The 23,297-nt window shown below is 75.6% G+C and carries 17 protein-coding genes; 13 read left to right on the plus strand and 4 right to left on the minus strand.

The genetic code is table 11. The annotated features are described in order from the left end of the window. The first annotated feature begins 32 nt into the window (after positions 1–32). The 9 genes from ACZ501_RS12560 to ACZ501_RS12600 all read left to right on the plus strand — a co-directional run bounded on the left by ACZ501_RS12560 (position 33) and on the right by ACZ501_RS12600 (position 14,473). Positions 33–2,231 (plus strand): TOMM precursor leader peptide-binding protein, encoded by a 2,199-nt coding sequence (locus ACZ501_RS12560; protein WP_468794661.1) that lies wholly within the window; start codon positions 33–35, stop codon positions 2,229–2,231. Then, positions 2,221–4,119, plus strand: coding sequence for a TOMM precursor leader peptide-binding protein (locus tag ACZ501_RS12565; RefSeq protein WP_468794664.1), 1,899 nt, complete (start codon positions 2,221–2,223; stop codon positions 4,117–4,119). Before ACZ501_RS12560 ends, ACZ501_RS12565 begins: the two co-directional genes overlap by 11 nt. A gap of 48 nt (positions 4,120–4,167) precedes the next feature. Beyond that, positions 4,168–5,712 carry a SagB family peptide dehydrogenase gene (locus ACZ501_RS12570; protein WP_361608999.1) on the plus strand — a complete coding sequence of 515 codons (1,545 nt, stop codon included), beginning with the start codon at positions 4,168–4,170 and terminating at the stop codon, positions 5,710–5,712. Between the two features lie 30 nt (positions 5,713–5,742). Further along, positions 5,743–8,505, plus strand: coding sequence for a lantibiotic dehydratase (locus ACZ501_RS12575; protein ID WP_468794667.1), 2,763 nt, complete (start codon positions 5,743–5,745; stop codon positions 8,503–8,505). A 26-nt stretch (positions 8,506–8,531) separates the two neighbouring features. Beyond that, positions 8,532–9,560, plus strand: a complete 1,029-nt coding sequence (locus ACZ501_RS12580) for a lantibiotic dehydratase C-terminal domain-containing protein (protein ID WP_361609003.1) — start codon at positions 8,532–8,534, stop codon at positions 9,558–9,560. Further along, positions 9,557–10,663 carry a peptidase M50 gene (locus ACZ501_RS12585; protein ID WP_468794670.1) on the plus strand — a complete coding sequence of 369 codons (1,107 nt, stop codon included), beginning with the start codon at positions 9,557–9,559 and terminating at the stop codon, positions 10,661–10,663. Before ACZ501_RS12580 ends, ACZ501_RS12585 begins: the two co-directional genes overlap by 4 nt. A 128-nt stretch (positions 10,664–10,791) precedes the next feature. Further along, positions 10,792–11,760: an ABC transporter ATP-binding protein gene (locus tag ACZ501_RS12590; protein WP_468794673.1), complete on the plus strand. Its 969-nt coding sequence runs from the start codon at positions 10,792–10,794 to the stop codon at positions 11,758–11,760. Further along, positions 11,757–12,512 carry an ABC transporter permease gene (locus ACZ501_RS12595; protein WP_361608991.1) on the plus strand — a complete coding sequence of 252 codons (756 nt, stop codon included), beginning with the start codon at positions 11,757–11,759 and terminating at the stop codon, positions 12,510–12,512. The genes ACZ501_RS12590 and ACZ501_RS12595 overlap by 4 nt, the downstream gene beginning before the upstream one ends. Further along, positions 12,509–14,473: a TOMM precursor leader peptide-binding protein gene (locus tag ACZ501_RS12600; RefSeq protein WP_468794676.1), complete on the plus strand. Its 1,965-nt coding sequence runs from the start codon at positions 12,509–12,511 to the stop codon at positions 14,471–14,473. The genes ACZ501_RS12595 and ACZ501_RS12600 overlap by 4 nt, the downstream gene beginning before the upstream one ends. Before the next feature lie 116 nt (positions 14,474–14,589). Here ACZ501_RS12600 and ACZ501_RS12605 read toward each other — a convergent pair whose 3' ends face one another. Further along, a complete protein-coding gene (locus ACZ501_RS12605) occupies positions 14,590–14,763 on the minus strand; it encodes a thiazolylpeptide-type bacteriocin (RefSeq protein WP_007268044.1) in 174 nt (57 codons plus the stop codon). A 211-nt stretch (positions 14,764–14,974) separates the two neighbouring features. Between ACZ501_RS12605 and ACZ501_RS12610 the strand changes: the two genes are divergently transcribed. From ACZ501_RS12610 to ACZ501_RS12625, 4 genes are all read left to right on the plus strand, one after another. Beyond that, on the plus strand, positions 14,975–16,255 hold the full coding sequence (locus tag ACZ501_RS12610; protein ID WP_468794679.1) for an amidohydrolase: 1,281 nt from the start codon (positions 14,975–14,977) through the stop codon (positions 16,253–16,255). A 164-nt stretch (positions 16,256–16,419) separates the two neighbouring features. Then, positions 16,420–17,073, plus strand: coding sequence for a hypothetical protein (locus tag ACZ501_RS12615; protein ID WP_468794682.1), 654 nt, complete (start codon positions 16,420–16,422; stop codon positions 17,071–17,073). A 62-nt stretch (positions 17,074–17,135) separates the two neighbouring features. Further along, complete coding sequence (locus tag ACZ501_RS12620) at positions 17,136–17,369, plus strand: DUF6296 family protein (protein WP_361605251.1); 234 nt, start codon at positions 17,136–17,138, stop codon at positions 17,367–17,369. 134 nt (positions 17,370–17,503) lie between these two features. Then, positions 17,504–18,313 (plus strand): carbonic anhydrase, encoded by an 810-nt coding sequence (locus ACZ501_RS12625; RefSeq protein ID WP_361605254.1) that lies wholly within the window; start codon positions 17,504–17,506, stop codon positions 18,311–18,313. A 96-nt stretch (positions 18,314–18,409) separates the two neighbouring features. Here the strand turns inward: ACZ501_RS12625 and ACZ501_RS12630 are convergent, their stop codons facing one another. From ACZ501_RS12630 to ACZ501_RS12640, 3 genes are all read right to left on the minus strand, one after another. Beyond that, positions 18,410–19,663 (minus strand): MFS transporter, encoded by a 1,254-nt coding sequence (locus ACZ501_RS12630; protein ID WP_468794685.1) that lies wholly within the window; start codon positions 19,661–19,663, stop codon positions 18,410–18,412. After that, on the minus strand, positions 19,660–22,218 hold the full coding sequence (locus ACZ501_RS12635) for an ATP-grasp domain-containing protein (protein ID WP_361605260.1): 2,559 nt from the start codon (positions 22,216–22,218) through the stop codon (positions 19,660–19,662). Before ACZ501_RS12635 ends, ACZ501_RS12630 begins: the two co-directional genes overlap by 4 nt. A 114-nt stretch (positions 22,219–22,332) precedes the next feature. After that, entirely contained in the window at positions 22,333–23,292 is a 960-nt protein-coding gene (locus tag ACZ501_RS12640) for a PLP-dependent cysteine synthase family protein (RefSeq protein WP_361605263.1), read from the minus strand. Positions 23,293–23,297 lie beyond the last annotated feature (5 nt).

Below are 23,297 nucleotides of genomic sequence, written 5' to 3' on the forward strand. Positions count from 1 at the left end.
CGTCCCCACCAGACCGCAACCAGAGGTGTTCCATGTCCCTGGACAGCTACCAGCACGTCGCCGCGACCCGCCCCAGGATCCGCCGGGACGTGCTCTTCACCGAGACGCCCGACGGGGTGCTGTTCCACAACTCCGACGGGGGCTTCCGCCTCACCGCCCGGACCGCGTACCGGTTCGCCACCCTGATCGTCCCGCACCTGACGGGCGAGCACACCGTCACCGAGCTCTGCCGGGGCCTCGGCGACGCACAGCGCGCGATGGTCGGCGAACTCGTCAAGACCCTCTACGAACGGGACTTCGCCCGTTCCGTCGCCGGCCCCGTGCCCGGGCCGGTGCGGCGGGCCGCGGCCCCGCCGCCGGACGTGGCGCGCAGATACGCACCGCAGATCGCCTACGCCGACCACTACGCCGATGACGCCGAGGCCCGCTTCCTGCGCTTCCGCGACACCAAGGTCGCCGTCCTGGGCGAGGACGCGGTGGCCCGCTGGTGCGCGCTGAGCCTGGTGCGCAACGGCTGCGCCGTCGTCGGCGTGCTGCCGGGGGCGGACGCCGGCGGGGTGCGGGCCGAGGCGGCCGAGGCCGTCACCGACGGCTGCCCGGTGGAGATCCGCACCCTGCCCGAGGGCCCCCTCGACTGGGCCGGGCTGGGGTCGTACGACGTCGTCGTGGTGACCGGTGGCGCGCAGGCGCCGGCGCGGCTGCTGCCGCTGCTGCGCGCGGGCGTACCCGAGGGGCGCACCCTGCTGCCCGCATGGTCGTACGGGAACGACGCCGTCGTCGGCCCGCTCATGGCGCACGGCACCGCCGGCTGCTGGTCCTGCGCGGCCCTGCGGCTGGGCGCGGCGCGCGGGGGCGCCGCGGCGGCCGAGCTGTGGAGCGCCCTGGCGCTGCCGGAGGCCGCCCTAGCGGCGGGCCCGGTGCCGGGGCGGCCGCTGGCCGCGATGATCGGCAACCTGCTGGGCTACGAGGTGTTCCGCGTGACCTCCGGCTCGCTGCCGGCCGAGACGGCCGGGCGGCTGCTCGTCCAGGACACGGCCTCGCTGGACGTGACCGCCGAGCCGCTCTTCCCGCACCCGCGCTGCCCGTTCTGCGCGCCCGCGGAGCCGGAGGCGGCGCCCCTGGACCTGTCCGCCGCCGGCGCCTCGGGCACGCCGGCGCTGCCGACGCTGGAGACCGCCCGGGACGCGGACGAGCTGGTCGAGGAGCTGAACCGGCGTTCGGCCGTGGTGCGCCCGTACGCGGGGGTGTTCACCCGGTACGCGGACGAGGAGCTCACCCAGATCCCGCTGAAGGCGGGGGTGGTGGAGCTGGGCCTCGGGCACGGGGAGACCCGCACGGTGGCCGCGTTCGACGTCCACCACGTGGCGGGGGCGCGGATGCGCGCCCTGGACGCGGCGGCCCTGGTGTACGCGGAGCACGTGGTGCCCGCCCGGGACGTGGTCGGCGGCGCCGGGGAGCCGGGCGCGGTGGCCGCGGCGCGGCTGGCGACGGCCTCCGGGCTGCCGGGCGCGGCTACGGCGTACCAGCGGGCGGTGTCCCTGCTGACGAAGGAGCCCGTGCTGGTCCCGGCGGGCGCGGTGCGGCCGTTCGGCCCGCACAACGCGGAGCGGCTCTTCGAGCGGACCCGCGCCGGGGCCGGGGCCGGCCCCTCCCCCGCCGACGCGGCGGCGGCCGGGCTGCTGTCGGCCCTCGGGCACGCGGCGCTGCTGCGGGCCGTGCGCGGCGCGGCCTCGGACCGGGTGCCGCTGCCGGAGCGCGACGGTGAGGACGCGGAACTGGTCTTCCTGCTGCGGTCGGCGGACCGGCTGGGGCTGGAGCCGGAGCTGCTGGACCTCGGTGAGGGCCCGCGATCCGGGGTGCAGGTGCTGCTGGCGCGCGCCGGGGAGCGCTGGGCGCTGGGCGAGGGCCTGGACCGGCGGACGGCGGCGGTCGCGGCCCTGCGGGAGCTGCTGGGCGCGGCCCAGTACGGGGCGGCCTCGGCCGACGCGGGCCGCGATCCCCTGCTGCGGGACCTGGACCCGCGCGCGCTGGCGGTGTCGGACGCGGCGGCCGCCCCCCTGGCGGCGGGGCCGGGCACCTCCTGGGAGCAGGTGCTGGAGCGGCTGGCCGGGGCGGGGCTCGACGCGTACGCGGTGCCGACCGGGTCGGCGGAGCTGGCCGGGGTGGGCATCCACACCGTACGGGTGCTGCTGGCCTCGGCGGCGGTCCGGGAGCCCGGCGATGACGCGTAGTGGCTCCGCCGCGCCGGCGGACGGGCTCGGGCAGGAGGCCGCCGGGCGGTTCACCGCCCTGCTGGAGCGTGCGGTGGCCGCGCTGGGCGGGCCCCCGGTGGCCGTGGTGGCGCTGGGGCTGCGGGACGCTTTCGCCGCCGCCGGGCGGGAGGTCCCGGCGGGCGCCGTGCCGGTGGCGCTCTACGGCCACCAGGCCGTGGTCGGCCCCCTCCCGGCGGAGGGGGCGGGCTGCGCGCGGTGCCTGGAGCGGCGCTGGCAGGCCGTGCGGTCGGTCGCGCTGCGGGACGCCCTGGAGCTGGGCGGGCGGACCCGGGCTGCGGGTGGCTCGCCGTACGCGCACGCCTTCGCCGCCGACGCGGTGGCCGCGCTGGTGGTCTCGGCGGGCTCCGGGGAGACGTCCGGGGTGTTCCCGCGGGTGTGGGTGCTGGACCTGCGGAGCGGGACCGTGCGAGGGTACCCGCTGGTGCCCGATCCGGAGTGCCCGGTGTGCGGGACGCCCGAGGAGGACACGGCCCGGGCGCTGGATCCGGGGCCGGCGCCCAAGTACCGGCCGGGGGCGTTCCGTACGCGGCCGGTGGAGGCGTACGCCATCGACGTGGCGGCGTTCGCGAATCCGCTGTGCGGGGCGCTGGGTCCCTCGCTGGTCCAGGACGTCTCCTCGACCACCACCTCCGCGACCATCGGCTGCTTCTCGATGCGCTCGGGCGAGTACCTGCGGGAGACCTTCTGGGGCGGGCACACGGACTCCTTCGACCGCAGCGCCCGCGTCGGGGTGCTGGAGGGGCTGGAGCGGTACGCGGGCATGCGCTCCCGCTCGCGTACGACCAGCGTCACCGGCTCGCTGAACGGGTTCGGGGCCGACGCCGTCGACCCGCGGCGGGTGGGCCTGTACGGCGAGGCGTTCTACCGGGAGAACCCCAGGGTGCGGCCCTTCGACCCGGACCGGGAGATCCCGTGGGTGTGGGGGTGGTCGCTGCGCGATCGGCAGCCGAGGCTGGTGCCCGAGGTGCTGACGTACTACCACGCGCCGGGTCTGGAGAACCGGTTCGTGCAGGAGAGCTCCAACGGCTGCGCCTCGGGCGGGAGCCTGGCCGAGGCCGCCTACTTCGGGCTGATGGAGGTCGTGGAGCGGGACGCCTTCCTGCTCACCTGGTACGGGCGCCAGCCGCTGCCCGAGATCGACCCGGCCACCAGCGACCGGGCCTCGACGCGGGCGATGGTCGACCGGCTCGCCCTGTACGGCTACCGGGCGCGGTTCTTCGACACGCGGATCAGCTTCCCGATCCCGGTGGTGACCGCCGTCGCCGAGCGGTTCGACGGCGGCACCGGGCGGATGTGCTTCGGGGCCGGGGCCGGGCTGGACCCGGAGTCGGCGCTGGACTCGGCGCTGTGCGAGATCGCCACGGACGCCGTGAACCTGCCCGGGCGCACCGAGCGGGACGAGGAGCGGCTGCGTGCGATGGCGGCCGACTTCGACCTGGTCACCGCGCTGCACGACCATCCGCTGGTGTACGGGGTGCCGGAGATGGGCCGCCACGCGGACTTCCTGCTGCGCGGGCCCTCGCGGGGGCCGCTGCGGCCGGTGTCGGCGCTGCGGGGCCCCGCGGTGTCGGACGACGTGCGGGAGGACCTGGCGCGGTGCGTCGAGGCGGTCGCGGCCCGGGGGTTCGACGTGGTGGTGGTCGACCAGACGCTGCCGGAGCAGCGGGCGCTGGGCCTGCACACCGTGAGCGTGCTGGTGCCGGGGCTGCTGCCGATCGACTTCGGGTGGTCGCGCCAGCGCGCGCTGGGCATGCCGCGCATGCGCACGGCCCTGCGCGAGGCGGGGCTGCGCGAGCGCGATCTGGAGCCCGCCGACCTCAACCCGGCCCCCCACCCCTTCCCCTGATCTCGCCGCCGGCGCGCCCGGCACGGCCGCACGAACCGAGGAGGACCCGTGGGCTACGCCCATGACTACGCCAGCGCCATCATGTACCGGGGCCGGGTGCCCATGGAGCCCGTCGACTTCGTACCCGACTGGGCCGACCGCCCCCGCAAGGCGAAGTACTACCCGCAGGCGGAGACCCTTCCGCTGCCGGAGCCGGCGGCCGAGCCGTACCCCGCGCCGGGGTTCACCCTGCCGCTGCTGTCCGGGATGCTCCAGGAGTCGTACGGGCTGACCGGCCGGCGCCTGGCCGTGCAGGCCAACACCGACCTGGCGGCACTCCCCCACTACACGCAGGCCAACTGGTCGCGCGGCACCGCCTCGGGCGGCGGCCTGTACCCGGTCGGCGTGTACTGGGCGGCCGGTGCGGGCGGGCCCCTCACCCCGGGCCTGTACCACTACGCGCCGCACCAGCACGGGCTGCGGCGGCTGCTGGCCGGTGACGTCACCGGTGACGTGCGGGAGGCGCTGGGCGGCGGCCCGGGCGGGGACCGCACGCAGTACCTGGTGCTGAGCGTCAAGTACTGGCAGAACTCCTTCAAGTACAACAGCTTCTCCTTCCACGCCGTCAGCATGGACGTGGGCGCGCTGGTGCAGACCTGGCGGCTGTGGGCCCGGGCGTACGGGCTGCGGATCGCCCCCGCGCTGTGGTTCGACGAGGAGCGGCTGGCCCGGCTGCTCGGCGTGGCCCCGGAGGAGGAGGGCGTCTTCGCGGTGCTCCCCCTGGAGTGGGAGGGCGGGGGGCAGCCGCCGGCCGGGGCGCCGTCGACGGGCGCCGGGGTCCGCCACCGCGACGCCGAGCGCTCCCGCACCGTGCTGGCCTTCGAGACCCTGGAGCGGATCCACGCGGCCACCCTCGGCCGGGCCGGCGACCGCCCCGCGCCCGGCGCGCTGGACGCGGCGGCGGCGTACCCGCCGCGGGGCGGGGGGCCGGTCCCGCTGCCCGCCCCGGCGGCGCCCCCGCTGGAGCCGGCGGCCGCGCTGCGGGCCCGGCGCAGCAGCTTCGGCCGGTTCGACGCCACCCGGGCGGTGACGGCGCAGCAGCTGGCGGCGGCGCTGGCGGACTGCGCGGCGACCCGGCCCGGGAGCGAGGCGGAACGGCCCGACGGGCCGCCGCTGACCGCCCTGTACGCCTTCGTCAACCACGTCGAGGGGATCGAACCGGGCAGCTACGCCTACGACCCGGCGGCGCACGCGCTGCGGCTGGTGGTGCCGGGGCCGCCCGGGCCCTTCCTCCAGGCGAACTACTTCCTGTCCAACTACAACCTGGAGCAGGCGGGCGCCGTGCTGGTGCCGACCGTGCGGACCACCGCGGTCCTCGACGCGGTCGGCGACCGGGGCTACCGCCTCGTGGGGGCGGCCGTCGGCGCGGTCGCGCAGACCTTCTACACCACCGCCGCCGCCCACGGGCTGGGCGCGGGCGTGGCGCTGGGCTTCGACAACGTCTCGTACGCCGAGCAGCTGGGGCTGACCGGCACCGACGAGGCACCGCTGCTGATCATGCTGCTCGGCCACGAGCGGCCGCGGCCCGCCGACTTCCGCCACGAGATCGCCTGAGCGGGCGACGAGAGAAGCAGGGGGACCAGGATGGACACCACCACCTCATGGCACACCGGCGAGCGCTTCATGCTGCGCGTCGCCGGCCTGCCCCTGGCCGCGGCCGACGCGCTGCGCTGCGCGGACACCGGGCGCTGGGCGGCCGACGTCCTCGCGGCCGAGGACGCGCTGCGGGCGGACGCGCAGTGGCTGAGCGAGGCACTGCACCGGGCGGTCGGCGCGACCGACCCCGAGCCGGGCGGGCCGGGCGCCGCGCACCGGCGCGAACTGCTGCGGCTGCGCCGCCAGATCCACAACGGGCGCGTGCCCTCCGAACCCGGGGCCGCCCTGCGTGCGGTCGAGGGTCTGGGGGAGGCGGCGGGCGGGCGGCTGGCGCTCTGGCTGGAGCGGTCCGGCGAGCTGGAGAAGCTGCTGGCCGAGGGCGAGCCGCTGCTCGCCGCCGATCTGGGGCGGGGCCGGGCCGCGCTGCGCGAGCTGCTGGAGGACGACCGGCTGCGGCACGGGCTGCTGCTGGCCTCGCCGGTGCTGGAGGGGCAGCTCGACGCGTACACGGCGGCCACGGCCGACGGCGGGGAGCCGGGGGGCCGGGCGCGCAAGGCCGAGCGTTCGGTGCTCTCGTACCTCTACCGCACCGCCTGCAAGACCAGTCCCTTCAGCACCTTCACGGGGGTGGCGACCGGCCGGTTCACCGCGGAGGCCGGCCCGGACGGGATCCGGGTGGAGGACACCTGGAGCAGCCACGTCCGGCTGAACGTGGTGGTGCTGGCGCGCCTCGCCGAGCTGGTCCTCGCCGACCCGGTGCGCCGGCGGGACCTGCCGCTGCGCCCGGCCCCGGGCTGGGGCCGGGAGGACGACCGGATCCGGTACGTGCGCCGCTCGGTCACGGCCGGCGACGACACGGCCGCCGTCACCTTCGACGCGGTCAAGGACCGGCTGTTCTTCCTGCGCCGCAGCGGCACCCTGGACCGGCTGCTCGCCCTGTTCGCCGGGCGGGCGGCCGGGGGCGGGGGCGAGCCCGAGCTGCGCCACCACGAGCTGGCCGACTGGCTGGCCGCCGAGCACGGGGCGGCTCCGGCGGAGTGCGAGGCGTACATCGGCGCGCTGCTCCAGCTCGGCATGGTGCGGGTGCCGTGCCTGGACACCGGCGTGCACAGCGGTGATCCGGTACGCGCCTTCCAGCGGGCCCTGCGCGGCCTGGAGCGGCCCTGGGCCGACGGCCTGGCCGAGCTGCTGGAGGAGCCCGCCCGGCTGCTGGAGCGCTACCCGCTCGCCGGACGCGCCGAGCGCCGCGAGCTGCTGGCCGGCCTGCGCGCCGCGCTGCGCCGGGCACAGGAGGAACTGGGCGCGCCGCCGGACGCGCCGCTGCCCCAGACACTGGTGTACGAGGACACGAGCGCGGGCCGGGACCTCGAGGCGCCGCGCCCGGCCTGGGCGGAGCCGGGGGCGGGCGGCGGCGCGCTGCGCTCGGTCGAGCGGATCCTGCCCGCCTTCGACCTGACGCTGGCCCAGCGCATCACCTTCGAGGGGTTCTTCACGGCCCGCTACGGCCGGGGCGGACGGTGCGAGGACCTGCTGGGCCTGGTGCACGACTTCCACGAGGACTTCTTCGACCAGTACCTGTCCTTCACCGCCCGGCGCACGCCCTTCGACGCGCGCGGCGAGTACGTGCCGGAGGAGAACTGGCTGGGCCTGGCCGGGATCCGGGCCCTGGACGCGGCACGGCGGGCCTTCACGGGCCGGATGCGGGCGCGCTGGGCGGCGTACGAGGAGCGGGGCGCCGGCGGCGACCTGCGGCTCTCCGGGGAGGACGTCGAGGCGGTGGCGCGGGAGCTGGACCCGGTGGTGCCCGGCTTCGCGCCGCGCTGCCACCACCTCCAGTTCGCGCGGGACCCCCGCACGGGTGCGGAGCTGACCGTGCTCAACCGCTCGTACGGCGGGCTCTCCTTCCCGTTCAGCCGGTTCACCCACCTCTACCCGGAGCCGGCCGCCCTGGAGGGGCAGCTGCGCGCGACAGCCGCCGAAGTGACCCCTGCGGGCGCGGTGTTCGCCGAGGTCACGGGCGGGGCGGTCACCACCAACCTGAACCTGCACGGCCGGCTCACCGAGTACGAGATCGTCTGCCCGGGCGAGAGCGGGACCCTGCCCGAGGACCGGCTGCTGCGGCTGGACGACCTCTACGCGGAGCACGTCCCCGCCACGGGCCGGGTGGTGCTGCGCTCGCGCCGCCTGGGCCTGCAGGTGATCCCGGTCTACCTGGGGTACCTGGTGCCGCTCGCGCTGCCCGCCGTACCGCGCACCCTGCTGCTGCTCTCGCCCTCCTCCATGTCGCCGCTGGACGTCTGGGCGGGAGTGCCGGAGGGCGCGCCGCAGGGCGGGGTGACGGCCCGTCCGCGGGTGGTGCACGGGGACCTGGTGCTGAGCCGGCGCAGCTGGAGCACCACGGCGGGCGAACTGCCGGTGCGCGGTGCGCGGGAGGCCGGGCACTTCCTGGAGTGGCAGCGGTGGCGCCGGGCGCACGGGCTGCCGGAGCGGGTGTTCGCGACCGTGTCGGCGGGCCCGTCCGCGCTGGGGGCCAAACCGCAGTACGTGGACTTCTCCAGCCTGCTGTCGCTGGCGGCGTTCGAGCCGCTGCTGCGGGAGGGCGGCCACCGGGTCGTCTTCCGCGAGATGCTCCCGGACCCCGGGGGCCTGCACACCCGCTCGGCGCGGGGGGCGCACGTCGCCGAACTCGCCGTCGAGACCTTCACCACGACCGTCCCGACCCCGGAGGGAGCAACCCGGTGTCAGAGCTGACCCCGACGCGTGGCGCCTGGCAGGCCATGCACGTCTTCTACGCCGCCAACCCGCAGCCGCTGCTGGTGCAGTGCGTGCGGCCGCTGATCGCCTCCCTCACGGCGGACGGGCTGCTGGCGGGGCACTTCTTCATCAACTACTGGCTGGAGGGCCCGCACGTGCGGCTGCGGCTGCGGCCGGCGAGCCCGGCGGCGGAGCAGGAGGTGCGCCGGCGTACCGAGGAGGCGGTGGGGGCCTTCCTGAAGGCCAGACCCGCGCTGTACCAGGTGGACTCCGGTTTCCTCAACGAGTTCTACAACACCCTGTTCGACATCGAGTTCCCCGAAGGGGACCGGGCCGCCTTCATGGGCGAGGACGGCCGGATGAACCTGCGGCCCAACAACTCCTTCTCCTACGAGCCGTACGAGCCGGAGTACGGGAAGTACGGCGGCCCGGCCGGGGTGGAGCTGGCGGAGTGGCACTTCGCGCACTCCAGCGACCTCGTCATGGACGCCCTCGGCTCGATGAACCTGCACCTGCGGACGGTGCTGCTGGGCACCTCCGCGCAGCTGATGATGGTGATGGCCGGGGTGTTCCTGCCCGACCGGGAGGAGCTGGGGAGGTACCTGGACAGCTACTACCGGTTCTGGCACCGGGCCTTCCCCGGCACCGGTTTCATCGGCTCCGCCGAGTACGACCGCACGTACGAGCAGACCGGCCCCGGGCTCGGCCGCCGGTTCGGCGCGGTGCTGGAGGCGCTCGGCTCGGGCGAGACCGGCCGGCTGCCCGGGTTCCTCGCCGGGTGGGCCGAGCACTGCCGGGAGCTGCGGCGGCGCGCGGAGGCCCTGGCCGTGGGCGGGGAGCTGGTGTTCCGGTCGTGGGACGGGAGCCGCGACGAGCGGGTGACCGACCCGGCGGTGGCGCTGCCGCTGCTGCTGTCCCCGTACATGCACATGACCAACAACCGGCTGCACGTGACGATCCGGGACGAGGCCTACCTGGCGCACCTGCTGGGGCGGGTGCTGCGCGAGGGCGCCGCCGAGGGCGTGCCGGCGGCCGGGGCGGTCGGGCCGTGACCGCGCCCCCGGGGATGTCGGCGCTCCGGCCGGCGCTGCGGCCCGGGATCCTGCTGTCGCCGCCGCTGCTGAACGGCCCCGCCGTCGTGCACCTGGTCAAGGACCCGGTGTCCGGGGCGGCGTTCGAGATCGGGCCGAAGGAGTACTTCCTCGTCTCGCGCCTCGACGGCTCGCGGAGCCTCGCGGAGATCGGCGAGGCGTACGGGCGGGCCTTCGGGCGCCGGCTGGGAGAGCGGAACTGGCAGCAGCTGCTGGGGCTGCTCGGGACCCGCCGGCTGCTGGCGGGCGGCCCGGCCCCGCAGCCGCAGGCCGGTCCCGGGCCGCAGCGGACCGGGACCCTGCTGCGCGGCACCCTGCGGCTGGTCGCGGACGCCGACGCCACGACCGCGCGGCTGCACCGCGTCCTGCGGCCGGCGCTGCGGCCGGCGGTGCTCGGCGCTCTGCTCCTCGTGTTCCTCGCCATGGAGGGGTGGCTCGCGGCTTCGGCCGGCGAGCTGCTCGGCGACCTGCGCTGGCTGCTGGCCCGCCCGGCACCGCTGCTGGCCGTGGCGACGCTGCTGTGGCTGAGCACGGCCCTGCACGAGTTCGCCCACGGGATCGCCGCCCGGCACGTGGGCGGCAGGGTCGGGGAGATCGGGCTGCGCTGGCGGCTGCCGATGGTGATCATGTACTGCCGGGTCGACACCTACCGGTACCTGCCCCGGCGCAGGGACCAGCTGGCCGTCGCCGGTGCGGGCGCCTTCGCCAACCTCCTCTTCCTGCTGCCCTTCTGCGCCTGGTGGGCGGCGCTGCCCGCGGGCGACCCCACCGGCCGAGTGCTGGGCGCGCTGCTGCTGCTCGGCAGCGCCCAGGCCCTGGTCAACCTGGTCCCGCTGCCGCCGCTGGACGGCTACACCCTGCTCGGGCACGCCCTGCGCGTGACCCGCCTGGCGCCCGCCAGCTCGGCCTACCTGCGGCTGCGGATGCGCGACCGCGGCGCGGCGGCCGCGTACCCGGTACGGGCCCGGCGGCTCTACCTCGGCTACGGGATCGGCTCGGCCGTGCTGGTCGTGCTGCTGGCCGGGCTGCTCGCGGCCGCCGTCGTGCACGTCCTCCGCTCCTGACCCGCCGTCCGCCCCGCTCCCCCGCCCCCTGACCGTCCACCCCGGACCACCGTCCGCGTCACCCCGTCCGCCCCTGAACGGCCTTCCTCCCACCCGATTCCGACCCACACCGAGGGAACCGCACGCCCATGACAACTGACCGCACTCCCCCGCCCGACGCCCCCGTGGCCGTCGCCGTCCGGGAGGTCCGCAAGCGCTACGGTGACCGCCCGGCCGTGGACGGGCTCTCCCTCGACGTGCGCCGCGGCGAGTTCTTCGGCCTGCTCGGCCCCAACGGCGCGGGCAAGACCACCTTCATCGAGATCGTCGAGGGCCTGCGCCAGGCCGACTCGGGCACGGTCGAGGTCCTCGGGCACAGCCCCTGGCCGCGGAACACGGCCCTGCTGCCACGGATCGGCGTCCAGACGCAGGCCTCCGCCTTCTTCGTCCGGCAGACCGCGCGCGAGCACCTCGCCACCGTCGCCGGGCTGTACCGCAAGGACGCGGCCGCCGCGGACCGCACGCTGGCGACGGTCGGGCTGACCGAGCAGCGCGACGTCCTCGTGGAGAACCTCTCCGGCGGCCAGCGCCAGCGGCTGGCCATCGCCTCCGCCCTGGTCCACGACCCCGAGCTGATCTTCCTCGACGAGCCGACCGCCGCACTGGACCCGCAGGCCCGCCGCGACCTGTGGCAGGTGCTGCGCGCCCTCAAGGGCGAGGGCCGCACCATCGTCTACACGACCCACCACCTCGACGAGGCCGAGGCCCTGTGCGACCGGGTGGCCATCCTGGTCGGCGGCCGCATCGCCGCGCTGGACTCCCCCCACCGGCTGATCACCTCCGCCGGGGCCCGGACCCGGCTGCTGGTTCCCGCGGGGCGGATCGGCCGGGCCGAGGCGGCCGCCCTGGACGGGGTGGAGCAGGTCGTCGAACAGGGCGGCTCACTGGTGCTGGAGACCTCGGTCCCCGGCAAGGTGCTCCAGGCCCTCGACGCGCTCACCGGGCTCGACGGGGTGATGACCCGCACGGCCACCCTGGAGGACGTCTACCTGGAGCTGACCGGCCGCACCGAGGCCGGCGGCCACACCCCCGCACACACCCTGGAGTCCCGCGCATGAGCGCCTACACGGCACTGACCGCCGCCGGATACCGGGCCCAGGTCCGGGACAAGGCCACCCTCTTCTTCACCTTCGCCTTCCCGCTGCTGTTCCTCGTGGTCTTCGGCCTGATCTTCAGCGGCCAGGACGTCGAGGAGAGCGGCCGCCCCTACATCTCGTACATCGCGCCGGGCGTGATGTCGTGGGGCGTCGCCAACGCCGCCGTCTTCGGGATCGCCTTCACCCTGATGCAGTGGCGCCGCGACGACCTGCTGCGGCTGATCCGGCTCAGCCCGACGCCCCTGACCACGGTGCTGGCCTCGCGCTACGGACTGGCCCTGGTGGTCGGCGTGGTGCAGGCCGCGGTGTTCGTCGCCGTGGCCATGCTGCCGGGGTTCGGGCTCGTACCGGCCGGGCGCTGGCCGCTGGTGCTACCCGCGCTGGTTTTCGGCATCACCGCCTTCATGGCGATCGGGGTGATCGTCGGCAACTACGCCAGGACGCCCGAGGCCGTCGCCGCGATCGCCAACTGCCTGATGGTGCCCATGGCGTTCCTGTCGGGCTCCTTCCTGCCGCTCGACATGATGCCCGGCTGGCTGCGCTCGGTCTCCCGGGTGCTGCCGTTGCGCTACCTCAACGACGCCGCCTCGGGGGCGCTCACCGGCTCCGGCTCCCTCGCCACGATCGGGACCGGCTGCGCGGTGCTGGCGGGCTTCGCGCTGCTGTTCGGCGGGATCGGGCTGAAGACCTTCCGCTGGAGCAACCAGTCATGACCGGCACCGCAGTGGAGACCGTACGGGCGGCCGCGGCCCCCGACGGCACCCCGCTGGAGGCGGCCCGCCGGCAGCTGGAGCGGGCGCTGGCCGCCGCGGCTCCCGCCGGGGCGGCCCCGTACGTGGTCACGCTCGGGGTGCACGACGCCCTCGGGCCGCGCACCGGCGACCCCTTCGCGGCGGTCCGCCCCGCCGCCGGCGTCCACCTCGGCGCGCAGGCCGTCCTGCTGGGGCCCTGGGGCGGTGACGGCAGCGCCCCCGCCTGCGGGCAGTGCCTGGCCATGCGCTGGCAGCGGCTGCGCAGCAAGAGCGAACGGGACGCGCTGGAGACCGGCACCGGGCCGCGCACCCCCGTCTCGGCGCACTGGCCCCGGCTCTCCCCGTACGTACTGGACGCGGTGGCGGCGCTGCACACGGCCCTGGCCGGCGGTGAGGCGCGGGCGCCGGGCGAGGCGGCCGCCGACCGGGCCCTGCCGCAGGTGACCCGCCTGGACCTGGAGACCCTCCAGGTACGCACGTACCCGCTGGCCGCCGACCCGCTCTGCCCCGACTGCGGGCCGCGCACCGCCGAGGCCCCGCGGCCCTTCACCCCGGCCTCCCGGCCCAAGCCGGCCCCGGACGCCCAGCGGCTGCGCGGGGCGTCCTCGTACCCGGTGCCGCGGGAGGCGCTGGCCAACCCGGTGACGGGGGTGCTCGGCGGGGGCACCTGGATCAACGTGACCTCGCCGACCACCGCTCCGGTGGCGGGCAGCGTCTTCATGCGGGGCTACGCGGGGCTGACGGACGTCACCTGGAGCGGGCAGGCCAACAGCTTCTCCGCCAGCCGCGACCTCGCCTTCCTGGAGGGGCTGGAGCGGTACGCGGGCACGCACCGGCGCACCGGCGCCGAGCCGCTCACCGCCTCCTACGCGGAGCTGGGCGAGCGGGCCCTGAACCCGGCGGAGTGCGGGTTCTACCCGCCCGAGACCTACCGCGACGACCCGTTGGTGTCGCCCTTCGACCCCGAGCGGCCGATCCCCTGGGTGTACGGGCATTCGCTGCGCGACGACCGGCCAATCCTGGTGCCGGCGCGCCTCGCGTACTACAGCGCGGGCCTCGCCGCCGACAACTTCGTCTTCGAGTGCTCCAACGGCTGCGCGATCGGCGGCTGCCCGGAGGAGGCGCTGCTCGGCGCCCTGCTGGAGCTGATCGAGCGGGACGCCTTCCTGCTCGCCTGGTACGGGGGCCAGCGGCTGACGGAGATCGACCTGGACTCCGTACCGGGGCCGGCGGTGCGGATGATGGTGGACCGGGCGGCCCTCCAGGGGTACGACGTGCACGCCTTCGACAACCGGATCGACCTCGCGGTGCCCGTGGTGACGGGGCTGGCGGTACGGCGCGACGGCGGGCCGGGGCTGTACTCCTTCGGGGCGGGCGCGGCGCTCGATCCGGCGGCGGCGGTGGAGGCCGCGCTGTCGGAGGTGCTCACCTACATCCCGCACCTGCCCCGGCAGGTGGCCGAGCGGCAGGGCGAACTGGAGGCGATGGCACGGGACTTCGGGCGGGTCAGGCACCTCAAGGACCACGCGCAGCTGTACGGGCTGCCGGCCATGGCCCCGCACGTGCGCACCTACCGGGAGCCGCTCGCCGTGCGGTCGTCGGCGGATCTGTACGCGGGGTGGGAGGCGGGCGGGCGCCCGAGGACCGGTGACCTGCGGGACGATCTGCTGGTGTGCGTACGGGAGTTGACCGGCGCGGGGCACGATGTGATCGTCGTCGACCAGACCACGCCGGAGCAGCACCGGATGGGGCTGAGCACGGTGTGCGCCATCGTGCCGGGCCTGTTGCCGATCGACTTCGGCTGGTCGCGCCAGCGGGCCCCGTACATGCCGCGGCTACGCACGGCCGCCGCGCGGGCGGGGCTGCGCGAGGGCCCCCTGACGGACGCGGAGATCCGGCTGGTGCCGCACCCCTTCCCCTGACCCGGGCCCGGGCTCCGCACCGGCGCCGTGGACCGGGGCTCCCGACGCCGGATGCCCCGGACCCCTTCCTGCGGGGTCCGGGGCATCCGGTGTGTACGGGCGGCGGCGCCGGGGCGTCAGGCGCTGCAGGAGGTGGTGCTGGTGGTGGAGGAACAGGTCGAGGTGGAGCTGCAGCTCGTGGAGCCGGCGAGCACGACCTCGCTGGCGTCCGAGTAGTCCGAGATCTCGAAGGTCTCCGACTCCAGCTCCAGGATCTCGTCGGCGAGCGAGGCGAGCGGCGACTTCTCCATGGGAATCTCCTTGGCTTGGTCCGGTCCCGGGTCGCTCCGGACCGGCGTCGGTCCGGTCCGGGCGCGGGTCCGGGTGGTGGCTTCCTGTGGTGCCCTTCCAGGAGAACCGGTCGCGCCTTCACTTCACCTGCTCAACTCCTGACACTCCTCTGACAGAAAGTGTCAGCGACCTGACAGTCCCGGCCGGAGCCGGTGGCCGAGCATGGTCGTCATGACCGCCTCCGCCGTGCTCTCCGGACTCCCCGCGCTCCTGCGGCCGTTGACGACGCTGTACCTGGACCTGCACCGCCACCCCGAGCTCTCGGGCGAGGAGCGGCGCACGGCCGCCCGGTTCGCCGGCTGGCTGGAGTCCGCCGGCTTCGAGACCACGCGCGGGATCGGCGGGCACGGCGTGGCCGGGGTGCTGCGCCGGGGACCGGGGCCCACCGTGGTGCTGCGTGCCGAGCTGGACGCGCTGCCGGTCCGGGAGACCACGGGGCTGCCGTACGCGAGCGAGGGCCCGGCGGCGCACGCCTGCGGGCACGACCTCCACCTGGCGGCGGCCGCCGGGACCGCCTCCCTCCTGGCCGGGGCGGGCCCCGGGGCATGGCGGGGCACGCTCGTGGTGGTGGGGCAGCCCGCGGAGGAGAGCCTGGAGGGGGCGCGGGCGATGCTCGCCGACGGGCTGTACGAGCGGACCGGGTGCCCGGACACGGTCCTCGCGCAGCACGCCGCCCCGCTGCCCGCCGGGATGGTCGCGCACGGGTACGGGCCGATGACCGCCGGGAGCGTGACCTTCCGGGTCGTGGTGCACGGGCGCGGCGGGCACGCCGGCGCCCCGCACTTGACCGTCGACCCGGTGGTGACGGCGGCCCACGTGGTGACCCGCCTGCAAACGGTGGTGTCCCGGGAGGCGGCCCCCTCGGAGCAGGTGGCCGTCACGGTCGGTTCGCTGCGGGCGGGCGAGCGGGCCAACGTGGTGCCCGACCGTGCCGAGCTGGGGATCACCGTACGGGCGGCCGGCGAGGCGGCGCTCGCACGGGCGGCGCAGGCGCTCGAACGGATCGTGCGCGCCGAGTGCGCCGCCTCGGGCTGCCCCGCGGAGCCGGAGATCGCCCGCGTGGGCTCCTCCCCCGTCACCCACCCCGATCCGGCGACGACGGCCGCCGTCCGGGCGGCGCACACGGCGCACCTGGGGGCGGAGCGGGTGGCGATGTGGCCGCCGTCCCTCGCCACGGAGGACTTCGGGCTGTTCGGCGACGCGGGACGGTCCCTGCACGGCGCGCGGGGGGTGCGGCTCGCCTACTGGATGCTGGGGGTGATCGGGCCGGCCGCCTGGGCGGCGGCGCCCGGGGAGGACGCCGCCGGGAAACTGGCGGCCCTGCCCGCCAACCACGCCCCGGACTTCGCCCCGGACGTGCGCACGGCCCTCCCGGCCGGCGTGGGCGCGCTGACGGCGGCGGCCCTGGCCTGCCTGGCCGCGCCGGGCGCCGCGGAGCGGCCCGCGAGGTGACGCCGCACGCGCACGCGCCGGTCGGGCCGGCCCCGATTCCGCGCCCTCCGGGGCCCGTTGGCCTGCACCGGGCCGGCCGCGCCCTTGTGCCTTCCCCGGACGGGCGACACCATCTCACCAGGCACCGCTCGGACGGCGGTGCCCTCCACCGACGAAGGAACACCATGGTTCAGCACGCCACCGCCGGCCCGCAGGAGTCGGGACGAAGGACCCGTACGGCAGGGAGGGTCGCCCTCGCCTTGGTCGTGGGCCTGTGCGTCGCGCTCACGGCGGCATGCGACAAGGACTCCTCGTCGGCTTCCGGTTCCTCCAAGTCCAAGGGCAAGAGCGGCTCGTGGCAGGCCGGCGACTGCGGGGGCCCCGACCCGGACGACAAGCCGGACGGCTACCGGGCCTTCGACTGCGGCGACCCCGGAGCCACCTTCAAGGCGCTGGAGGTCGCCCCGGCGTCGATCCTGCCCGGTTCCGTGCAGTGCCCGGCCGGCACCGACCTGATGATCCGCGTGTCGGTGTCCTACGGCTCTTCCTCGAAGGACAAGAACAAGGGCGGCGGGATCCCCACGAACACCGTCTGCGGCCGCAACCTGTCCGGGGACCACCCGGGCGACGCGGGCGCCGGCGGCGGGCAGCTCGTGAAGGGCGACTGCGTCTCCTCCGCGGCCCAGGAGGTGGCCTGCGCCTCCGCCGGCGCGGACGCCTTCAAGGTCCTCGACCTGGTCAAGGAGAAGGAACAGTGCCCGGCGGGCACCACCGAGCCCATGGAGCTGACGATGTCGATCGGGCGCCCGTACGACGTGATCTGCGCCGGCGACGCCTAGACTCGGCAAAGCGGAGGCAAAGTCGGAAGGCGGGACGGGGGGCGGCGGCCCACGATGGACACATGAGCGTCCGACGGTACGAGCTGACGTTTCCCGGCGCCGACGGGACGGGCCACGACATCGTGATCGTGGAGCGCACCGAGTCGGCCGGACCGGGCGGTCACCCGGTGTACGCCGACGCCACCGGCATCGTCCGCGCCGAGATCAGCGACCGGGGCGAGGTCCGCATGCTGCCCTCGGGCGGCCACCAGGCCCTCGCGCAGCCCACCGGGGCCGTCCGGCTGCCCGAAGCCTGACCGGATCCCGGCCGTACGGCGCCGCCGGTGCGGCCGACGGTGGGAAAGCGGGCCCCGCCCGCTCGTGCCGTGCCCGCGGCGGCCGCGTTCCGTCCGATAGTCGCGAGGTCACCGACGCATCGGAGGGACGGTCGATGGACAGCGCAGGACCACCGCGCCGCAAGGCGCTGCTCGCGGGCGGCCTGGCGGCCCTCGCCGGCGCGCTCCCGGCCTGCTCGGCGGCGGCCGGCCCGCGGGCCGGGGCCAAGGAGGCCCGGCCCGAGGCCGCCGCGCCCCCGCCGCGGCCGACCACCCCGGACGCCGCCTACGCGCGGCTGATGGAGGGCAACCAGCGCTGGGTGGACGGCTCGCTCCAGCACCCCGACCGGGACCCGACGCGGCGCCGGCTGGTCGCCGAGGCGCAGGATCCGTTCGGGGTGGTCCTGGCCTGCATCGACTCCCGCGTGCCGCCGGAGCTGCTCTTCGACACGGGGCTCGGCGACCTGTACGTGCTGCGCACCGGTGGCCAGGCGGTCGGCCCGGTGGTCACCGGCTCCGTCGAGTACGGGCCGGTGACCGGCGGCACCCCGCTGGTCTTCGTGCTCGGGCACCAGCGCTGCGGCGCCGTCGACGCCGCGTACAAGGCGCTGCGCGACGGAAAGTCGCTGCCGGGCAACCTCCAGGCCCTCGCCCGGGCGCTGCGGCCGGCGTACGACCGTGCGGTCGAGGAGGGCGGCCCCGACCCGGTCGACCGGATGGTCCGCGCGCAGATCACCCTGACCGCGGACGGGCTGCGGGCCAACGCCGACCTGGCGCCCCTCGTCAAGAAGGGCGCCGTCGCGGTGGTCGGCGGCTACTACTCGCTCGACACGGGCAGGGTGGAGATCCTCACGGGCGCCCTGCCGCCCGCGACGCCGGGCCCGGCGGGCACGCCGCAGCCCTCCGCCCCACCCGCCCCGTCCTGAGGCCGCCCCGCCCGCCGGGTACGCACGAGCCCCCCGCGGGGTCGCGCGTACGCGGCCCGGCGGGGGGCTTCGGGCACCGGCCGCGGCCGGCGGCGGTCAGGCCGCCGCGGGCTCGGCCGGAGTGTTCGGAACCGTCCGCGGACGCGGATGGACCGCCTCCTCCGGCAGCCTCGGCTCCAGGCGCAGGACGCCCACGGCCGAGACCGTCGCCCCCGCCGCGAGGACCAGCCACATCGCCGTCGGCGACAGCGTGAGCAGGGCCGTCAGGACGGCCGGGGCCAGGGCGCTGGGCACCGCCCAGGAGAGCTGGTAGACGGCGAGGTGGCGGCCCCGCGTCGCCTCCGGCGCGGCCTGCGCGCACAGGGCCGAGGCCGTGGCGCCGTGCATCAGCTCCCCGGCCGTGAACAGGGCCGTCGCGGCGAAGATGCCGACCAGGATGACCGTCTTGTCGCCCACGGCGGCGAGTACGGCGAACACCACGAACGAGGTGGCGAACACCGCCGCCCCCAGCGCCACCGCACGGGAGCGGCGGTAGGCCACCAGCGCCCGGGTGACCGGGATCTGGAGCAGTGCGATGCCGACCGTGTTGACGGCGTACAGGACGCCCACCAGGGAGGTGGACGCTCCCAGGTCCTGGGTGACGTACGCCGGGATGCCGACGGCGAGCACCGTGTAGCCGAAGGCGGTGGGGACGTTGAGCAGGGTCAGGGCGAGGAACGGCCGGTTGCGCGCCACCAGCCGGTAGCCGCCCTTGCGGGAGACCCGCACGGCCGGCGCGGCCGCCTTCGCGATCGGGATGGAGCCGAAGCAGACCGCTGCCAGCACGTACCCGGCGGCCGTGCCGACCACGATCACGTAGTAGAACGCGTCGCTGCCGAGGGCCAGGACCGCGCCCGCGACCAGGCCGCCCACGCCCAGGCCGGCGTTGCGCAGGCTGCGCTGCGCGGCGAGCAGCTTGTCCCGCTCCGTGCCCTGGACGAACTCGGCGATGAACGACTGGATCGCGGGCGGGTACGAGGTGTCGCCCAGGGCCACCAGCAGGATCACGGCGAACATGGTGTAGCCGTTGTCCACCAGCGGGTACGTGCAGAAGCCCGCGGCCCGCAGCAGGTACCCGCCGGTGACGACGGCCTTGGCGCCGAACCGGTCGATGAGCACGCCGGCGGCCGGGTTGCTGATCAGGCCGATCACGGCGGCGGCGGTCATCAGGGTGCCCACCTGGGTGAGCGGCAGCCCGGTCACGTGGTGGAAGTACAGCAGGGACAGCGGCAGGTACATGCCGGCGCCGGTGGCGTCGACGACCATGCCCAGCATGTACCGCGTCTTCGCCGACAGGCGGGCCCCCGTCATGACGCGTCGCCGATCACGCTGTGTTCGCGCACCCACTCACCGAGCTCGCGCAGCCGCCGCTCGACCTCGGCGCGGGTCGGCGCGGTGCCCACCGCCGCGGCGAGGAAATCGGAGGAGCCCGAGGCCGGGGCGATGACCTGGCCCTCCTCGGCGTACAGCCAGAACCCGGCGAGCCAGTCGTGGTCGGGCGCCGCGGGCAGCTCGCGCACGAGGCCGGGCCGCTTCATCATGAGCAGCTGCCCCGCCATGTGCCGCGGCTTCGGCAGCCCGGCGGAGTCACCGCCGCGCCGTACCTCGGGGTGGAGTTCGTGGCCGGCGTCGGCGCGCACGGCGTACCCGCCGAGGTGTACGCCGAAGATGCTGTGGAAGACCTCGCGGATCTTCGCACCGCCCGGGCGGCAGGCGATCTCGCACATGACGAGGCGGTCGTCCGGGGTGTGGAAGACCTCCATGTGGAAGGTGTGGTCGCGCAGCCGGGAGCCCTCGGGGGCCAGCGAGGCGAGGACCCGCTCGGACAGGTCGAGCAGGCGCGGGGTGATCGGGTCGTCCTCGTCGAGGGTGAGGTCGATGCGCGGGCCCGGGTCGGAGGCGAAGGAGGACAGGTCGTACTGGTACTGCGAGGGCCAGGCCATCGCCACCCGGCCGTCGCGCACCACGCCGTCGACGTGGCACATCCGGCCCGGGACGAAGTCCTCCAGCAGGACGTCGTCCCGCTCGCCGTCGGCGTAGACCTCCGTCAGGCACTCCTCGAAGGAGGCCTCGTCCTCGATGATGCGCAGTCCGACCGCGTTGAAGCCGCTGCGCTCCTTGAACACCACCGGGAAGCCCTCGGCGGCGGCGAACTCGCGGGCCTGCTCGGCGGTGCGGGGCTGGACCCAGGCCGCGACGTCGATGCCCGACGCCTGGGCGCGGGTCTTCATCAGCGCCTTGTCGCGGAAGGGCATCACGTCGTCGTGCCAGGCTCCGCGCAGACCGAACCGCTCGCGCAGCCGCGCGGCCCGCAGCATGTCCGCCTCGTGCAGCCCGGTGATGCCAGTGATGCCGTGTTCGGCGATGAGCTCGACGGCGCGAGCCTCGACCTCTTCCGCGTCGAAGTCGTCGAAGATCTCCAGGCGGGTGTAGCCGAGGTCGCCGTCCGGCACCTTCTCACCGGCGAGTTCGATCTTGTCGCGGGCGGCGAGCACGATGATGTCGCCGGTGTGGTCCGGCAGCCAGGAGCGGTACGGGAACGGCTCCAGCGGGTTGCGGTGCAGGATCAGCAGGTTCTCGCGCGGGGCGATCTCGGACGGCTGCGCGAGGACGGTCCCGCCGTCGGGGTGGGCGAGGGTGATGCGGATGTCCTCGCGGATCACCTCGGCGCCGCGGCGGATCGCCGCCGTGGTGTCCTCGGCCGCGACGGCGATCAGGCCGAGGCGGTCCCAGTTGTCCTGGAGCACGCGCACGTCGTCGCCGGGCTTGGCGCTGATGTTGACGGAGATGACGCCCTCGGCGGCGCGCGCCTCCTCGATGCCCGCGAGGGACTCGACCCGGGTGCCCGGCGTGCCGACCAGGGCGCGCACGCTGGCGCCGCCGCGGGCCTGCGGCCGGTCGGGCAGTTCCTCGACCAGGCCGAACGGGTGGCCGACGGCGAGCGTGACCAGGTCGACGCCGAACGCGCTGCGCACCAGCTCGGGGATGGAGTCGCCGCCGATCCGATTGTGCCCCTCGATCACGCGCGGGCCCTTGGCCGTGAGGCGGACCTCGGTGTGGCACACGCCGTCGCGCAGGCCCATCACGTCCAGGAAGCCGCGTATGCCGTCGCGTATCGCTTCCTCGTCGGCGTCGGACAGGCGGGCCGGGACGGCGTGGCCGAGCTCGGCGAAGTGGCCGTCGGAGGTGAACTTCTCGGTGATGGTGACGATGACGTGGCGGCCTGCGAAGCTGAAGGACTCGACGCTGAACTCGGGCCCGTCCAGGAACTCCTCCATCAGGAAGTCCTTGAGGACGAACAGTGAGGAGACGCGGTCGGTGCGGGTGCCGGAGAGCCGGGTCACCTCGGCCCAGACCCGGTCGGCGTCCTCGGGCCCCGCCACCCGCATGACGCCGATGCTCGCGGTGGCGTCGACGGGCTTGACGATGAAGGGGAACCCGTACGCGGCCCCGAAGGCGTCCAGGTCCTCACGGGACTTCAGGGAGCGGGCGCCGACCGCGTGCTCGGGGTCGTGCTCGGCGACGTACCGGCGCATGGCGGCCTTGTCCCGGATCCGGGCGGTGACCTCGTAGCCGGTGCCCCCGAGTCCGTACAGGTCGTTGATCCGGCCCGCGTTCTCGAGCCCCGGCTCGGTCAGCGAGACGGCCGCGGCGAAGCCGGGGCTCTCGTGCCAGGCCCGCACCAGGGGCTCGATCTGCTCCCACTCCGTGAAGTCCACGACCTCGACGGCCGCGGCGAGCCGGTTCTGCTCCTCGCTCACCTTGGTGGGGTGCTGGAGGAGCAGCACGCTCAGTCCGAGGTCGTGGGCCTTCCGCACGGTCTCGTCGGTCGCACCGACCAGCAGCAGGGTGCGCTCGGGGTTCATTCGCTCTCTTCTCCCCCTGCGGCGGCAGGGATGTTCGGGCTCGTACTCGGGCGGGGAGTGGAAGGATCCGGGTGGTGGGCCGGGCGGGCGGGAACGTGGGGGGTGAGCTCCGGCTCAGCTCTCACCGGCGGCATCCGCTTCCGGCCACCAGCTGAGGTAGCGCTCGCCGCTGTCGGGGAAGACGGTCGCCACGACCGCGTCCGACAGGTCGTGCCGGCGGGCCAGTTCGAGGCAGGCGTACGCGGCCGCGCCCGAGGAGATCCCGACCAGCAGCCCGGTCCGGGCGGCGATGGCGCGGGTGGTGGCGGCGGCGTCCGCGTCCTCGACGACGATCACCTCGTCGACGAGGTGCACGTCGGTGACGGGGCTGATGAAGCCGCCGTTGAGGCCGGGGATGCGGTGCGGGCCGGGCTCGCCGCCGGACAGCAGCGCGGAGCCCGCCGGTTCGACGGCGACCACCTTCAGGTCCGGGTTGCGCTCGCGCAGGTAGCGGGCGCAGCCGGTGAGGGTGCCGCCGGTGCCGATCCCGCAGACGAGGTAGTCGACGCGGCCGCCGGAGTCGCGCCACATCTCGGGGCCGGTCGTCGTGTAGTGGGCGAGGACGTTGTCGGGGTTCTCGTGCTGGCGCGCGTACCAGGAGCCCGGGATCTCGGCGTGCAGCTTCTCGGCGTACTCGACGCAGGCGGCGAACCCGAGGGCGTGGTCGGTGAACTCCACCTCGGCACCCAGCATGCGCAGGGTCAGCAGGCGCTCCCGGGAGGCGTTGGAGGGCATGACGATCAGACAGCGGTAGCCGCGGGCGGCGGCGAGCGCGGCCAGGGCGATGCCGGTGTTTCCGGAGGTGGACTCGATGACGGTGGCGCCCGGCTGGAGCGCGCCGGACTCCTCGGCCGCCCGCAGCATGAACAGGGCGGCCCGGTCCTTGATGCTGGACAGCGGGTTGGCCGCCTCGAGCTTGGCGAGGACTCTGGCGGTGGCGGGCAGGCCGTCGAGCTGGAGCCGGAACATCGGCGTGTCGCCGACGAGATCCTCGAACGATGCCGCGATGCGGCGGGTGGTGCGCGCGTGGTTCACGTGCC

It is taken from the genome of Streptomyces sp. NPDC034085 (genome assembly GCF_055575555.1).